This window comes from Amycolatopsis sp. GA6-003 (genome assembly GCF_046267895.1).
In the GTDB taxonomy this organism is placed as follows: Bacteria; Actinomycetota; Actinomycetes; order Mycobacteriales; family Pseudonocardiaceae; genus Amycolatopsis.
In genome coordinates, this window is sequence record NZ_CP176499.1 from 1,645,104 (window position 1) to 1,658,524 (window position 13,421).

The 13,421-nt window shown below is 72.6% G+C and carries 18 protein-coding genes; 10 read left to right on the forward strand and 8 right to left on the reverse strand.

The window, feature by feature from the left end; genetic code table 11:
- Positions 1 to 57 precede the first annotated feature (57 nt).
- Positions 58 to 1,176, forward strand: coding sequence for a glutamate--cysteine ligase (locus F9C12_RS06815; protein WP_409465213.1), 1,119 nt, complete (start codon positions 58 to 60; stop codon positions 1,174 to 1,176).
- Positions 1,173 to 2,153: an iron-containing redox enzyme family protein gene (locus F9C12_RS06820; protein WP_409465214.1), complete on the forward strand. Its 981-nt coding sequence runs from the start codon at positions 1,173 to 1,175 to the stop codon at positions 2,151 to 2,153. Before F9C12_RS06815 ends, F9C12_RS06820 begins: the two co-directional genes overlap by 4 nt.
- A 51-nt stretch (positions 2,154 to 2,204) precedes the next feature.
- On the opposite strand, the gene F9C12_RS06825 is transcribed toward F9C12_RS06820, so the two are convergent.
- The 3 genes from F9C12_RS06825 to F9C12_RS06835 all read right to left on the reverse strand — a co-directional run bounded on the left by F9C12_RS06825 (position 2,205) and on the right by F9C12_RS06835 (position 3,402).
- Positions 2,205 to 2,396 (reverse strand): CDGSH iron-sulfur domain-containing protein, encoded by a 192-nt coding sequence (locus tag F9C12_RS06825; protein ID WP_409465215.1) that lies wholly within the window; start codon positions 2,394 to 2,396, stop codon positions 2,205 to 2,207.
- A complete protein-coding gene (locus tag F9C12_RS06830) occupies positions 2,383 to 3,066 on the reverse strand; it encodes a methyltransferase (RefSeq protein ID WP_409181132.1) in 684 nt (227 codons plus the stop codon). The genes F9C12_RS06825 and F9C12_RS06830 overlap by 14 nt, the downstream gene beginning before the upstream one ends.
- A gap of 102 nt (positions 3,067 to 3,168) precedes the next feature.
- Positions 3,169 to 3,402 (reverse strand): DUF2188 domain-containing protein, encoded by a 234-nt coding sequence (locus tag F9C12_RS06835; RefSeq protein ID WP_409465216.1) that lies wholly within the window; start codon positions 3,400 to 3,402, stop codon positions 3,169 to 3,171.
- Between the two features lie 107 nt (positions 3,403 to 3,509).
- On the opposite strand from F9C12_RS06835, the gene F9C12_RS06840 reads away from it, so the two are divergent.
- A complete protein-coding gene (locus F9C12_RS06840; RefSeq protein WP_268744698.1) occupies positions 3,510 to 3,638 on the forward strand; it encodes a hypothetical protein in 129 nt (42 codons plus the stop codon).
- Positions 3,639 to 3,647: 9 nt separating this feature from the next.
- On the opposite strand, the gene F9C12_RS06845 is transcribed toward F9C12_RS06840, so the two are convergent.
- Positions 3,648 to 4,085 carry an ATP-binding protein gene (locus tag F9C12_RS06845; RefSeq protein ID WP_409465217.1) on the reverse strand — a complete coding sequence of 146 codons (438 nt, stop codon included), beginning with the start codon at positions 4,083 to 4,085 and terminating at the stop codon, positions 3,648 to 3,650.
- Between the two features lie 260 nt (positions 4,086 to 4,345).
- Here F9C12_RS06845 and F9C12_RS06850 point away from each other — a divergent pair, with 260 nt between their 5' ends.
- Positions 4,346 to 5,572 carry a PP2C family protein-serine/threonine phosphatase gene (locus F9C12_RS06850; RefSeq protein WP_409181135.1) on the forward strand — a complete coding sequence of 409 codons (1,227 nt, stop codon included), beginning with the start codon at positions 4,346 to 4,348 and terminating at the stop codon, positions 5,570 to 5,572.
- Here F9C12_RS06850 and F9C12_RS06855 read toward each other — a convergent pair whose 3' ends face one another.
- Both F9C12_RS06855 and F9C12_RS06860 read right to left on the reverse strand, forming a co-directional pair.
- Positions 5,573 to 5,944 carry an STAS domain-containing protein gene (locus tag F9C12_RS06855; protein ID WP_409181136.1) on the reverse strand — a complete coding sequence of 124 codons (372 nt, stop codon included), beginning with the start codon at positions 5,942 to 5,944 and terminating at the stop codon, positions 5,573 to 5,575.
- Positions 5,945 to 6,920: 976 nt separating this feature from the next.
- Positions 6,921 to 7,532 carry an HSP18 transcriptional regulator gene (locus F9C12_RS06860; protein WP_409181137.1) on the reverse strand — a complete coding sequence of 204 codons (612 nt, stop codon included), beginning with the start codon at positions 7,530 to 7,532 and terminating at the stop codon, positions 6,921 to 6,923.
- A 351-nt stretch (positions 7,533 to 7,883) separates the two neighbouring features.
- Between F9C12_RS06860 and F9C12_RS06865 the strand changes: the two genes are divergently transcribed.
- The 6 genes from F9C12_RS06865 (at position 7,884) to F9C12_RS06890 (ending at position 11,901) form a co-directional block, all read left to right on the forward strand.
- Positions 7,884 to 8,264 carry a DUF6292 family protein gene (locus F9C12_RS06865; RefSeq protein WP_409466973.1) on the forward strand — a complete coding sequence of 127 codons (381 nt, stop codon included), beginning with the start codon at positions 7,884 to 7,886 and terminating at the stop codon, positions 8,262 to 8,264.
- Between the two features lie 85 nt (positions 8,265 to 8,349).
- On the forward strand, positions 8,350 to 8,649 hold the full coding sequence (locus F9C12_RS06870; RefSeq protein ID WP_409181138.1) for a hypothetical protein: 300 nt from the start codon (positions 8,350 to 8,352) through the stop codon (positions 8,647 to 8,649).
- Positions 8,650 to 8,753: 104 nt separating this feature from the next.
- Positions 8,754 to 9,137 (forward strand): DUF2267 domain-containing protein, encoded by a 384-nt coding sequence (locus F9C12_RS06875; RefSeq protein ID WP_409181139.1) that lies wholly within the window; start codon positions 8,754 to 8,756, stop codon positions 9,135 to 9,137.
- A gap of 232 nt (positions 9,138 to 9,369) precedes the next feature.
- Positions 9,370 to 9,966 (forward strand): class I SAM-dependent methyltransferase, encoded by a 597-nt coding sequence (locus tag F9C12_RS06880; protein WP_409465218.1) that lies wholly within the window; start codon positions 9,370 to 9,372, stop codon positions 9,964 to 9,966.
- A gap of 18 nt (positions 9,967 to 9,984) precedes the next feature.
- Positions 9,985 to 10,449 carry a DinB family protein gene (locus F9C12_RS06885; RefSeq protein WP_409465219.1) on the forward strand — a complete coding sequence of 155 codons (465 nt, stop codon included), beginning with the start codon at positions 9,985 to 9,987 and terminating at the stop codon, positions 10,447 to 10,449.
- A gap of 249 nt (positions 10,450 to 10,698) precedes the next feature.
- Positions 10,699 to 11,901, forward strand: a complete 1,203-nt coding sequence (locus tag F9C12_RS06890; protein ID WP_409465220.1) for a methionine--tRNA ligase — start codon at positions 10,699 to 10,701, stop codon at positions 11,899 to 11,901.
- On the opposite strand, the gene F9C12_RS06895 is transcribed toward F9C12_RS06890, so the two are convergent.
- A complete protein-coding gene (locus F9C12_RS06895) occupies positions 11,878 to 12,837 on the reverse strand; it encodes a bile acid:sodium symporter (protein WP_409465221.1) in 960 nt (319 codons plus the stop codon). The genes F9C12_RS06890 and F9C12_RS06895 overlap by 24 nt on opposite strands.
- Positions 12,834 to 13,373, reverse strand: coding sequence for a TetR family transcriptional regulator (locus tag F9C12_RS06900; RefSeq protein ID WP_409181144.1), 540 nt, complete (start codon positions 13,371 to 13,373; stop codon positions 12,834 to 12,836). Before F9C12_RS06900 ends, F9C12_RS06895 begins: the two co-directional genes overlap by 4 nt.
- Between the last annotated feature and the right edge of the window lie 48 nt (positions 13,374 to 13,421).

Below are 13,421 nucleotides of genomic sequence, written 5' to 3' on the forward strand. Positions count from 1 at the left end.
CGGAAAGGACCGCTGCGGATTGCCTTCCCTCGGCGTGGGTACCCCGGGGAGGTGCCGATGGACATGCCGACATTCGGGGTCGAGGAAGAATTCCTGCTGGCCGCGCCGGAAGACGGCCGCCCGATGCCGGTCGCGGACGAGGTCCTCGGCAACGTCGGGCGGCTCGCCGACGGCGCGGCCGTGCACCGGGAACTGCGCGCCACCCAGGTAGAGCACGCCACCGGCGTCTGCACGACCGCGGCACAGCTGGAAGACCAGTTGCGCCGCGGCCGGCTGGCGCTGTCCCGCGCCGCGGCGGAGGCCGGTTGCGTGCTCCTCGCGACCGGAAGCCCGGTCGGCGCCCTGCGCTGTTCCGGCGAGCCGGTGCCGCCGGACCGGTACGCGCGAATCGACGCGCACTACGGCGATCTCGCCGCCGATTACGAAGCCTGCGGCTGCCACGTGCACGTCGGAGTGCCGGACGCGGACACCGCGGTCGCGGTCGTGAATCACCTCGCGCGCTGGCTCCCGGCCTTGCTCGCCCTGTCGGCCAACTCCCCTTTCGACCGCGGCCGCGACACCGGGCTGCACAGCTGGAGAATGGCGCTGCAGACGCGTTTCCCCGGCTCCGGGCTCACCCCGCACGCGAGTTCGCACGCCGAGCACCTGCGTCTCGTCGATTCGCTGGTCGAGTGCGGAGCGCTGGTGGATCGCGAGCAGACGTTCTGGCTCGCCTGGCCTTCGCCGCGCTGGCCGACGGTGGAACTGCGGGTCGCCGACGTGCCGCTGACCGTCGAGGGCGCGCTCCTCCAGGCGATCCTGTCGCGGGCCCTCGTCGCCACCGCACTGGCTGACCTCGACAAAGGCATCAAGGCCCCCGCGATCGACCCGCAGCTCGGCTCGGCGGCGGTGTGGGCAGCGACCCGGCACGGCCTCACCGGCACTCTCGTCGATCCGGTGCGCGCGAGACCGCTGCCCGCTGCTGACGCTCTCGCCGAGTTGCTCCGCCACACCGGACCCGCCCTTCGCGCGGCCGGAGAGCACGAACTCGCCCAGCGCCTCATCCAAGCCGCGCTTCGAGACGGCACCGGCTCGGCCGTCCAGCGGAAAGCCGGGCCGGACGGGGTGGTCGCGATGCTCGCCGCGCGCACCGTTCCACGCGTGAGGGCGCTCCAGGCGGGTACCCGGGGGCAATGACGACCTCTCTCACCGCTTTGCCGACCGCGCGCGGACCGGTCTCCGCGGCGTTGCTGGACCTCCTGCGCGAGCCAGGCCAGCAGACCGCGGTCGACCTCCGCGACGCCGACCCGTTCGGCGACGACCTCCACCTCGCCCTGCACCTTTGCTACGAACTGCACTACCGCGGCCTGCCGGGCGTCGACGCGGACCGCGAGTGGGACACCGGGCTGCTGAAAATCCGGGCAGAGCTGGAAAGAACGTTCCGCTCCGCACTGCGCGAAGCGGTCCCCGGCGGCTCCGAAGTGGACGCCGAGTTCGACGCGCTGCTGACCGAACACGACGCCGACGGAGCGGTCGGGTTCCTGCTGGCCGAGGGCGAATGGTGGCACGTGCGGGAACTGTTCGCGCACCGCTCGGTCTACCACCTCAAGGAAGCCGATCCGCACGCGTGGGTCATCCCGCGGCTGTCCGGTCCGGCGAAGGCCGGGCTGGTGGCGGTGGAGTTCGACGAGTTCGGCGGCGGGCACGCCGACCGGGTGCACGCCAAGCTGTTCGCGGACCTGCTCGCGGCGGCCGGCCTGCCCGACGGGTACCTGGCGCTGCTGGAGCACGTTCCCGGGCCGATGCTCGCGCTGGTCAACATGATGTCGATGTTCGGCCTGCACCGGGCGTCGCGCGGGGCGCTGGTCGGGCACTTCGCCGCCGCGGAGATCACCACCGCGCCGGGCGCGCAGCGGATGGACCGGATCCTGCGCCGCCTCGGCGCGCCCGAGGCCTGCCGGTTCTTCTACACCGAGCACATCGAGGCCGACGCGGTGCACGAGCAGGTGATGCGGCACGAGGTCGTGGGCGGACTGCTGGCCGCGGAACCGGAACTGGCGGCGGACGTCGTGTTCGGCGTCCAAGCCACCGGATTCCTGGAGGCGCAGCTGGACCAGCACCTGCTCGGGTGCTGGCAGGAGGGGCGGTCGTCGCTGCGCCGGCCGCTGCCCTGACCGCCGCGAAACGGCCTGGTCGCGGCGCCCCCGCGACCAGGCCGGCCCCGTTCAGCCGCGGACCCGCTTCCGATGGCTCGTGTCGCACCAGGGAAACCTCTTGCTCCGGCGGCAAGCGCACACCGCGACGACGAACCGGTCCGACCGCACCGTCTGTCCGTCCGGAGTGGACACTTCCACCGGCCCCTCGACCAGCACCGGCCCGCCGGGCACCACCCGGACCCGGCGTTCATCGCGCGGCACGGAGCACCACCAGTTCCTCGGTGCGGTCGCCCGGCCGCAGGAAACCGCGTTCGACCAGGTAGTCCAGCCGTCCGGAGACCACCGGCCCGAACGGGATTTCCGCCCGGGCGAGCACCTCGCTGCGCAGCCCGCCCGCGGCCAGCGCGTAGCGGGTCTTGTCCACATCGGACATCGTCGACTGCACGAGGTAGAGCGCGCCGTCGGGAGTCAGCAGCGAAGGAGCGGCCGCGCACAACGGATCCAGCATCGCGCGGCCGTCCGGGCCGGCGTCCCACGCGCGCGTCGAGCGGACCGTCGGCGTCGGGGACGGCACGTACGGAGGGTTCGCGACCACGACGTCGTAGGGTCCGGCTTCAACGGTTTCCTGGAGGCCGCCCCGGATCAGGCCGATCGGCAGTGCCCGCAGCACGGTGTTCATCCACGCGGAAGCCAGCGCCCGCATCGAAATGTCCGCCGCGACGACGGTGGCACCCGTGCGGGCCAACGCCATCGCGAGCGCACCGCTGCCGGTGCCGAGGTCCGCGCAGCGCATTCCGCAACCGATACGCGCGTCCGCGGCCAAGACGCTCGAAAGCAGGGCAGTGTCCTCTTGCGGGCGGTAGACCCCGGGCAGCCGGAATACTCTGCCCAGCGGCCGGGCCTCCGATGCGGTGCGCACGGACATCGTCATGGCGGTCCTCCATCTCGGTCGGTCCGCCCGGATACCCCCGTCCGGTGCGCGCAAACCGCGATTTTCGCCGCACCGCCCGGAAAACGGCCCGTCAACGGCCCGTCAGCGGACGCGAGCCGCGCTCCGGTAGGAACTTTGTTCGACGATCTCCCCGTCGCTATTGGACCGGGGCTCTCCGTGGACGAAGTGCCCGACCCCGCGCGCCTGCGCCATCTCCCGCCCGACCGAAACCGCGTCCGCCCGGCGCGCCGCGGTGTTCGCCACCCGGCGGATGCCCTCGATCCGGTTCTTCCACAGCCCGCCCTCGCGGCACGTGTGAATGTCCCCTTCGGCCATTCCGAGCCTCCTTCCGCTCGCGCGAGGGGTACCCCGAGCCACAGCGGACAACCGGGTAGCCGGCGCCGCCACCGGGTACCCGAAGGAGCAACGGAAGGAGCGAGACCATGACCGAACCCCGCGAATCCGACGACGTCTACGGCGACACCCCGGAAGAAGAACGCGAGACGATCCGAGGCGAACAAGGCACCTCCGGCGACGAGCACGACGACTCCGACCCGCAACAGGGCCGGTGACCCGCGCGCTCAGCGGGACGGCTCGCAGGCCTCCCGCTCCGAGACCCCGCAGCCGAGCCGGGCCCACACCGTCTTGCCGCCGGGATGCTCGTGCACTCCCCAGCCGTCGGCGAGCCGGTCGACGAGCAGCATCCCGCGGCCGCGCGCCCGCTCGAAGTCCGGCGGACGGACCCGCGGGCGGCCGGGTTCGGGGTCCTCCACCTCGATCACCACGACGCACGGCCGGGAGAGCACGGTCAGCCGCGCGCAGCTCGGGCCCGAGGTGTGCTCGTAGGCGTTCGAGGCGAGTTCTTCGATCACCATCAGGACGTCCGCGAGGTGGTCCGGCGACAGGTGCCCCAGCGATTTGCCCGCCCAGGCGCGCACCCGCGGCAGCGCCGCTACTCCGGTGCCGCGCAGGTCCAGCACCCACGGCTCGTCGCCCGCCGCGGAATCCGGGCCGGTCACCGCCGGTCCCCCTTCCGCCGCCCAGGACGACCAGGCCCCCCGGCCGCGGACCGCGCGCCGGGGTGCCGGAAACAGTTCGTGCCGGAAAACGCCGCCGCGCTCGCCCGCCCCTCGCCGCAGCCGCTTGACCTCACGTGGGGAAGTCCCTTTCTCGTGCTCGACTTCGCCGATGCCCAAACGGGCGTACCCGGACCGGGCCGACTTCACACCTCTTGCCGCGCGTCTCTGGACCGCGGCGGCGGTTCGGTTACTGTCGCTGCATGCCGCCTCACGCGCCGGAGCCCGAATCTCGCACCCGTCTCGCCGAAATCCTCGGCGCCGGGGCGAGCAACGCCGACCTCGGCGACAACCTCGCGAAGATTCTCGCCCGGGCCTGCACCGTCCTCGACGTCGACACCGCCACCGTGCTGCGGCACGATTCGCGCTGGCAGCGCCTCGTGGCCATCGCCGCCGCGGGGCTCGAGGAGGAGGTCTACCAGGGCGTCCAGGTGCCGGTCGGCGCGGGATTCGCCGGGGCCGTCGCGGCGCGCCGGGAGCCGGTCGTGATCGACCAGATCGACCCGACGACGGTGCTCAACACGCTGCTGTCGGAACGCGGCCTGCACACCATGCTCGGCGTGCCGATGCTGGCCGGCACCGAACTGGTCGGCGTGCTGCACATCGGAACCGTGCGGGAACGCCGGTTCACCACCACCGACGTCGAAACCCTGCGGCTGCTCGCCGACCGGCTGGCCGCCGTGCTGCAGGCGGAGATCATGCATCAGAACCAGGCCGCGACCATCGCGTTGCAGCGCAGCCTGCTGCCGGGCGTCCTGCCCGTCATCGACGGCCTGCGGCTGGCCGCCCGCTACGTGCCGGGCGCGGAGGCCGGGCTCGGCGGCGACTGGTACGACGTCTTCCGGCTGCCCGGCGACCAGACCGGCATCGTGATGGGCGACGTCTCCGGGCACGGTCTCGAAGCCGCGGTCATCATGGGACGGCTCCGCAGCGCGCTGCGCGCGTATGCGCTCGACTGCGACGATCCCGCCGTCGTGCTCGCCAAACTCGACCGGAAAGCGAACCACTTCGAGCACGGCGTGATGGCGACGGTCGCGTACGGCGTGCTCCGGCCCGGGCACGAGAGCATGGTGCTGTCGCTCGCCGGGCACCTGCCGCCGGTGGTGGCCTCGCCGGGCAGACCGGCCGAACTCGTGCAGGCCCCGCCGGACCCGCCGGTCGGCCTGACCGTCGGATCCACCGTGCAGCGGCGCACCACCACGGTGGAACTGCCGCCGGGAGCGGTCGCCGCCTTCTACACCGACGGCCTCGTCGAGCGCCGCGACCGGCTCGTCGACGCCGGCATGGCGCAGCTCGCCGCGCTGGTCGGGCCGGAGGACCCGGAACGGGCCTGCGCCCGGATCATGGCCGCGATGGTGGGCTCCCGGCCCCCGCAGGACGACGTCGCGCTCGTGGTGCTCCAGCGCACTGCGGGGGCGGAAACGCACTGATCACTCCGCGGCCAGCGCCTCTTCGAGCGTGCGGTACAGCGGGAGGCTCGGCTCCAGCCCGGTGAGCTGGATGGGCCGCAGGGTCGCGCGCCCGGACGCGACGATCCGCACCTGCGTCCCCTCCGGCGCCTCCCGGCACGCGGCCAGCAGCACGGTCAGCCCCGCCGAGGCGAGGAAGTCGACCCCCGTCAGGTCCAGCACCAGCACCGGGGGCTTCCCGGAAACGGTTTCGGCGACCGCGGCCGTCAATTTCGGGGCGGTCCCGAGGTCCAGATCCCCGTTCAGGGCCAGCACCGCCGCGGGCGCGCGGTCGGCCCGTTCGATCGACAGCGAACCCGGCGGGTCGAGCACCGGGTCGGTCAGCTCACTCATCGCTCTTTCCCTCCTCAGGAAGCCCGGAACGCCTGCGTCCGGGCAGGAAAAGTACGCGGCTGGCTGTTCAACCGCGAATAGCATGCCTTACACCGGCGGCTCGCACGAACGCCGCCGCGGGAAATGATCTCGGATCGCCGGGGCATCGGCAGCGCGGGGCGCCCGGGGTGAGAGCTTCGGCTCAGTGCGGGCGGTCTTCGGGCGGGGGTCGATTCGTCCGCACGCTGTCGGGGCCGGCTCGGGGCGGGCGGTCTCCGGGTGGCGGTGGTGCGGGGTTCTCGCACCCGCTTGCCGCCGGCGAGAATCCCTTTTCGGGACGCGGCTGGTCGCGCCGACGCCCGACCGCACGCAGGCTCCCGCGCCGCGACGCCCCCGCCCCCGAACAACCCGGCCCGGCTCACCGCGCCCTGCTCCGCCGCCGCCCGACCACGCTCGGCCAACCGGTGCGCCGCAACGCCCGCTCTCGCACAACCGGCCCAGTTCACCGCGCCGCGCTCCGCCGTCCGACCGCACCCTCGCTCGGCCAACCGGCGCAACCTCCCCGCCACGCGCAGACCTCCTCCACCGGGAGCCCTCGCCCCGCTCAGCGAGCCCGGGCCCGCAGCCCGACCACGCCTCGTGTGACCCTCCGGCACGACCGCCGCGCCACAACGCGCCCAGTCCCGAACAGCCCGGCTCACCGCGTCCGGCTCCGCCGCCCGACCACACCTTCGCTCGGCCAATCGGCGCAACCGCCCTGCCACAACAACCCAGCCCGCGACCAACCCGGCACGGCTTACCGCGCCTCGCTCCGCCGTCCGACCGCACCCTCGCTCGGCCAACCGGCGCAACCTCCCCGCCACGCGCAGACCTCCTCCACCGGGAGCCCTCGCCCCGCTCAGCGAGCCCGGACCCGCAGCCCGACCACGCCCTCGCGTGACCCTCCGGCACGACCGCCGCGCCACAACGCGCCCAGTCCCGAACAGCCCGGCCCAGCTCACCGCGTCCGGCTCCGCCGCTGCCCGGCCGCGTTCTGGCGGAGGCGGTCGGTGTGCTCGCCGATCTCCCCGACCCGGTTCGCCAGCGCCGCGTGCCGGGGTTCGAGGTGCGCGCGCACGTCCGCCAGGGGCGGCAGCAGGTTCGTGACATCGTCCTCTCCCAGCGCCACGCCGAGCCGGTCGGCGCTTTCCTGTCCCGCGGGGTCCAGGCCGGGCGCCGCGCTCGCCTCCGCGGCCAGCCGGCGCAGCACCGCCGCGTTGCGGCGGGCCCAGTCGGCGACCGCGCGGTCTCCCGCGCGGCGGTCGCGTTCGGCGTCGACTCGGGCTTCGCCGGTCGTCTCCCCGGTCGCCGACGGCCGCAGCCGCAGGTACCGGCGTTCCGCCGCCTGCCTGCTCGCCACGCCCAGCGCCGGGGCCAGCGCCGCCCAGCTCGCGCCCGCGGCGCGCGCGGCCGCGATCAGTTCCGGTTCCCACGCGCCGAGCTGCTCGCGCACCTCCCGCAGCGCGGACAGCGCGGCCAGCGACCGGTCGGCCGACACTCCGCCGTTCCGGGCGGCCAGCACCGCCTCGCGGACGCCTTGGACCAGCAGGCCGGGGTCTACTTCCGCCATCGCGTCATCCTCTCGACGACTTGGCAGTTGTCATCGTTTCGATGACATGCTAGAAGAAAAGAGCGTCCCCTGTCGAGCGGCGGAGGTGAATCCGGATGACCTGCCGATCCCGCGGGCCGATTCGCCGCGTTCCTCAGGTTTCCCGCGCCCCTTCACCGGGAATCAGGTGCGGACCGCCCGCAAGGGCGCGTTCCGGCCACTAGCCGGAAACCCCCGCCGCGCCGCCGGATGCGGCCCGTGACGCGGAGCAGGCCACCCCTGTCCCGTGTCAGTCCTTCGCGCGAGAAAGGCGTTGTCCCCGTGTCCTTGCCGTTGCACACCGCCCAGACCGGCCCGTCGCACCCCGCGCTGATGCGCCTGTGGAACTACCTCGCCGACGTCACCGGCGCACTGGGCATCGGCCTCGAGTCCTGCACCGTCGACCACGACACCCCGGTGTCGGCCTACGTCGCCCTCGACGGCCACCTCCCCGCCTACCCCGGCCGCGACGTCGCCCTGCTGTGGGACGAGATCCGCGGCTGGGCCGCCGCCGTGGAAACGCATTCCGGCGAGGACCTCATCGTCATCCGCTACCTGGGCGGGCCCACGGTCGCGCCGCCGGCGCCCCGCGTCGCCGAGTTCGCCGCCGCGGTGCGCGACGACGACCACCGGATCGGCTGCCTGGCCCCGCCCGAGCTCCGCACCCTGGGCACCCCCGCCGACCTCGACGCCCTCCTGCGCGAGGTGGTGTGAACCAGCGCCCGGACCGGCTACCGTCCGTGAGCGTCCACTGTGGACTCGCGGGTTTCGCGCCGCCGAGGAACGGGCAGCCAGCCTCATGAGCGAGTTCGAAGCGCAGCGGAGGATGCCCGCGCCCGCCGAGCACGTCTACGCCGTCGCCGCCGATGCCGCGCACCTGGACGAATGGATGCCGGTCGCCGCGCCCCTCTCCGGGCGCCGCGACCGGCTCCGGCTCGAATGGAGCGGCGGCTGGCTGCAGCTGGCGCCCGGCGCGGCGGGCACGAGCCGCGCGACGCTGCACCTGTCGGTCCCGGACGGCGAGCCCCGCGACGCCGTGCCCGCCCGGATTCGCGAATCCCTCGACCGGCTCGCCGTTTTGTCCGGGTCGCCCGGCTGAACCGTCCACAATGGATTCCCGGCGGATCGTTTTCCGTCGCACGGAACAGGAACGTCACGCGGCGCGGAGGATCGGCTACTCTGCGGCCAGGAGTTGATGGTCCCATGGTGGTGCGGAAGGAAATTCTGCCCGGGCCTCGCCTGCCTCGCACGGAACTGAACCGGCTCGCGATCGACTGCGTCGTCGACAGCCTGCTGCGATGTCTCCCTCTGGCCGAGCAATCCCGGCTGGGCATCGTCGCGCCGAGCCGCGGCCGGACGTGCGACCGCGAGGCCCTTCTGATCGAGATCTCGTTGCGCACCAGGCGTTCCCCGCGCGCGGCGAGATGCCTGGTCCGCGCGGTCTACTCGGCACTCGGGACGACGTCGCCCGAACTGGCCTCCCGGGTGCGCGCGGGCGTGAGCCCGGACGTCCTGCTCCTGCTGGGCGGGACCCGGCAGCCGTGCGCGTGGTCGAGGGAAACCCCGCCTCGCTGCGGTTCCGGGTGACGAGCGGGCGTCCGGGCCGGGCATTTTCGCTTAAGCCCCGACGAACTCCTGGATCCCAGCCGCGTTCCGGGAAGTGCGCGGGCGGGAGCGTCGCGGTTGCCGCGGGCCGGTCCACATCGAACCCGCCCTCCCGGCGAATCCACCAGGCGGGAATTGCCGTTCCGGCAAGATCGCGTGCACTCCCGGCCCGGTTCCGGCGACGCTGGACGGACCCGACCCGAGGAGCCCGCCGATGACCACCGACGCGACCCTGTTCTGGGACGCAGTGCACGCCGCCCAGCCGCCCGGCGACCCGCAGCCGAACATCCGCCTGGTAGAGGCCGTCTCCGGCCTTCCGCCCGGCACCGCCCTCGACCTGGGCTGTGGCAACGGCGGCGACGCGCGCTGGCTCGCCGGGCGCGGCTGGACCGTGACCGCCACCGACGTCTCGGCCGTCGCGGTCAACCGGCTTTCCGGCACGCGGATCACCGCCGTGCGGCACGACCTGCGGGTCAGCTTCCCGGCCGGCGAATTCGACCTGCTCACGGCGCACTACCTGCAGACCCCCTTCGAACTGGACCGGACGACGGTCCTGCGCACGGCCGCGCACGCCCTGCGTCCGGGCGGCCGGCTGCTGGTCGTGGACCACGGTTCGATCGCGCCGTGGTCGTGGAACCAGGATCCGGACCCGCATTTCCCCAGCCCGGCGGAGATCGCCGCGGACCTCGCGCTCGACCCGACGGGATGGACCGTCGAACGCACCGGCTCCCCCACCCGGATGGCGACCGGCCCCGGCGGCCAGACCGCCGAGGTCGTCGACCACGTCCTGCTGATCCGCCGCGCCGCCTGAACCCCGAAGGAGACCACTGTGGCCCGCCGTCGCGACACCCCGCCGCCCCGCACCGGAAGCAGCGAAACCGAAGTCCTGCGCGGCTTCCTCGACTATCTCCGCACTTCGGTCGCCGCCAAGACCGACGGTGCGCCGGACCCGGAAGCCCACGCCGCCGCGGTGCCGTCCGGCACGAATCTCGCCGGACTGCTCAACCATCTGACGTTCGTGGAACGGTCGTTGTTCCTCGGCGAGCTCGTGGCGAACTGGCCGTCGACGTTCCGCACCGAGGACAGCGTCGCCGACGTCGTCGCCCGCTACCGGGAGACGGTCAAGCTCGCCAACGAAGTCCTCGACGCCTGCCCGGATCTCGCCGCCCCGCTGCCGGGCCGCGACGGACCGAGCGTCCGCTGGGCGCTGACGCACCTGATCGAGGAAACCGGACGGCACGCCGGGCACGCTGACATCTTGCGCGAGCTGATCGACGGCACCACCGGACGCTGACGGGAAAACCAGTGGCCTCGAGGCTTCACCCACGGGGGTTCGCCGTCGCGCACTGACCCAACCCGAACGCGGGATCGCGTCGGCGTCTGGAGGAGCAGTGCGCACGGCCCCCCGGGCCGGGTGCGCTGCTCCTCCAGACGCCGACTTAAAGGCGATCCCGCCCGCGTCGGCGGAGCCGGCGCAATCAAACACAGCACTGACGACAATGCACTTAAAAACGTCACCGCAGCAAAAGCTGCAGGCGTTCCCGTGCAGGAGTTCGTGGACCGCGGGGCCGCGCGATTCGCCGCGCTGCGGGAACCGCTCGGGCTCGCCGTCGACGATTTCATCCGCACCAGCACCGATCGCCGCCATCTCGAAGGCGTCCGGCGGCTGTGGCGGGCCAGCGCCCGGCGCGGCGACTTCCACCTGCGCGACTACACCGGCCGCTACTGCCCGGGCTGCGAACAGTTCTACGCGGACGGCGAACGCTGCCTGGAACACGAAACCCCGCCCGAGGTGGTCACCGAGCGGAACTGGTTCTTCCGGCTTTCCCGCTATACCGGCGAAATCCTGGGTCTGCTGGAATCCGGCCGCATCCGGATCGAGCCCGCGGCCCGGCTCCGCGAGGTGCTGGGATTCGTGCGCTCGGGGTTGTCCGACCTCAGCGTCTCCCGGCCCGCCGCGCGCTCGGACGGGTGGGGCATCCCGGTGCCCGGCGATCCGGAACAGGTGATTTACGTCTGGTGGGACGCGCTCGCCAGCTACCTCACCGCCGATCCGGTCCGCTGGACCGAAGCGGACGAGCGGGTGCACGTGATCGGCAAAGGCATCCTGCGCTTCCACGCCGTCTACTGGCCCGCACTGCTGCTCTCGGCGGGCGAACGACTGCCGGACACCATTTTCGTGCACGACTATCTCACCCTCGACGGCGCGAAGATCTCCAAAACCGCGGGCAACACCGTCCGCCCGGCCGACCTGATCGACCGCTACGGCACCGACCCGGTCCGCTGGTGGCTGCTGCGCGAAGTCGCCCCGCTCGGCGACACCGACTTCACCGAAGCCCGGCTGATCGCCCGCGCCGACGACGAACTCGCCAACGGTCTCGGCAATCTCGTGCACCGCGTGCTCAGCCTCGCCCGCCGGAGCGTCCCTGGGCCTCCACTGAGGACAGTTCGTCCGCTCGCCGGGAGGATCGACGCGGCACTCGCCGATTTCGACTTCCGTGCCGCCACTGGCGCTGTGGTCGAGGCGATCTCGGACGCCAACCGGTTCGTCGAGCAGACCCGGCCGTGGACATTGAGCGGCAACGATCTCGACGAGGTGCTCGGCACCGTCCTCGGCACTTGCCGGGTACTGGCAACCGAACTCTCCCCGTTCCTCCCGGACGGAGCCGCCCGGCTGCGCGCACAACTCGACCGCGGCGAACCGGCGCGGCTTTACCCCCGGCTACGGCAGCAATCGCGGCACTAAGCGGACGTAACACACCATCCCGAGCACTTCCACCAACGTCTGCGTCACCACCACGACCGGCGCGACCGCGAATTCGTCCGGCAACGCCAATGCCAGCGGGAGCACCACGAGCGAGTTCCGCGTCGCCCCGGTGAAAACGATCGCGCGTCCGGCCGGAACGTCCAAACGGGACACCCGCGCGACGCCGAGGCCGGCGAACGCCATCACCGCCAGGAAAACCACGTAAAACGGCACCACCGACGCGACCGGGCCGAGTTCGCCGTGCAGTTTCGGGGTTTGGGACGCGGCCACCGTCGCCAGCGTCGCGGCCATCAGCGGAACCATCGCGGTCCCGGCCGCGTCGGCGAACCGGCGTCCGGCCGGGTGCCGCGCCGCCCAGGCTTGGGTGAGCCAGGCCAGTGCCAGCGGGAGCACGATCAGCGTGAGAAACGCTTCGAGAAACGGGCCGGCCCGCACCACGCGCGCCAAATCCGCGCCGAGGAAGAGGAACAGGAACCCGGGCAGCAGAAGCATTTGCGCGAGCAGCAACACCGGGGTCGCGGCGAGCAGACGGCGGCTGCTGCCTCCGGCCAGACCGCTGAAGACGAGCACGTAGTCCACGCACGGGGCCAGCAGCACGAGCAGCATCCCCAGCCGCAACGCCTGCCCGGCAGGGAAAAAGACGGACATCGCCGCGACGACCAACGGCACGACGACGAAGTTCACCGCCAGCGCGGCACCGAGAAACCGGCCGTCGCGCAGGGAGCGGCCGAGTTCGGCGGCGGGCACCTGCAGGAACGTGACGTACAGCAGTGCCGCGAGCACCGGGTTGATGGCCGGTTCCAGCCCCGGCCCGGCAGCCGGGGCCAGCCAGCCGACCAGTGCGCCTACGGCCAGCGCGCCAAGGTAAATGGCGACCTGGCACCGGTCCCGCCACCGGCGAGAACCAGCGCTCACGACAGTCCATTGAGGATCGCGTCGATGCCGAATCCGAACGCCTCGTCCGAATCCCCGCTGTGCGCCGGGTCCTCCTCGACGATCCCGGCCCGCACCAGTTCGGCGTGGTTCTGTTCCTCCGCGACGAACCCGAGTACATAGTGGACGACCGTCCGCGCGGCCCATTCCGCGCGCCTCTCGTCGAATTTCCCGGTGAACAGCTCGCGCAGCGCGTGCGTGGGCACCAGCAGATCCGGCCGGTAGGCCTGCACGAACGACACCACCTCGGCGCCGTCGCGGACCTGCAGCAGCGCCGAGCGGAATTCCTCGGCCGCCTCGCGCGGATCCTTGGCCACCCCGGGCAGCCCCTTCAGGATCCGCGCGGCGACGACGGCGAGCAGCTCCTGTTTGTTGGCGACGTGGTAGTACAGCGCGCCCGGCTGGACCCCCAGGTCGAGCGCCACCCGCCGCATCGACAAGCTGCTCAGCCCCGCTTCCCGCAGCAGCTCGTACGCCCGGTCGACGATCTGGTCTCGCGTCACCTTCACCCCTCCCATTCTGCCTGCCGCTTGCTTCCGGCCGATCGGCCGCCTAGGATTTGATAG

What these genes read in the sequence shown, in the direction of transcription:
- F9C12_RS06815 (WP_409465213.1), top strand. Translation starts at nt 58, where the DNA reads ATGGACATGCCGACATTCGGGGTCGAGGAAGAATTCCTGCTGGCCGCG.
- F9C12_RS06820 (WP_409465214.1), top strand. Translation starts at nt 1,173, where the DNA reads ATGACGACCTCTCTCACCGCTTTGCCGACCGCGCGCGGACCGGTCTCC.
- F9C12_RS06830 (WP_409181132.1), bottom strand. Translation starts at nt 3,066, where the DNA reads ATGACGATGTCCGTGCGCACCGCATCGGAGGCCCGGCCGCTGGGCAGA.
- F9C12_RS06835 (WP_409465216.1), bottom strand. Translation starts at nt 3,402, where the DNA reads ATGGCCGAAGGGGACATTCACACGTGCCGCGAGGGCGGGCTGTGGAAG.
- F9C12_RS06840 (WP_268744698.1), top strand. Translation starts at nt 3,510, where the DNA reads ATGACCGAACCCCGCGAATCCGACGACGTCTACGGCGACACCCCGGAA.
- F9C12_RS06850 (WP_409181135.1), top strand. Translation starts at nt 4,346, where the DNA reads ATGCCGCCTCACGCGCCGGAGCCCGAATCTCGCACCCGTCTCGCCGAA.
- F9C12_RS06855 (WP_409181136.1), bottom strand. Translation starts at nt 5,944, where the DNA reads ATGAGTGAGCTGACCGACCCGGTGCTCGACCCGCCGGGTTCGCTGTCG.
- F9C12_RS06860 (WP_409181137.1), bottom strand. Translation starts at nt 7,532, where the DNA reads ATGGCGGAAGTAGACCCCGGCCTGCTGGTCCAAGGCGTCCGCGAGGCG.
- F9C12_RS06865 (WP_409466973.1), top strand. Translation starts at nt 7,884, where the DNA reads ATGCGCCTGTGGAACTACCTCGCCGACGTCACCGGCGCACTGGGCATC.
- F9C12_RS06870 (WP_409181138.1), top strand. Translation starts at nt 8,350, where the DNA reads ATGAGCGAGTTCGAAGCGCAGCGGAGGATGCCCGCGCCCGCCGAGCAC.
- F9C12_RS06875 (WP_409181139.1), top strand. Translation starts at nt 8,754, where the DNA reads ATGGTGGTGCGGAAGGAAATTCTGCCCGGGCCTCGCCTGCCTCGCACG.
- F9C12_RS06880 (WP_409465218.1), top strand. Translation starts at nt 9,370, where the DNA reads ATGACCACCGACGCGACCCTGTTCTGGGACGCAGTGCACGCCGCCCAG.
- F9C12_RS06900 (WP_409181144.1), bottom strand. Translation starts at nt 13,373, where the DNA reads ATGGGAGGGGTGAAGGTGACGCGAGACCAGATCGTCGACCGGGCGTAC.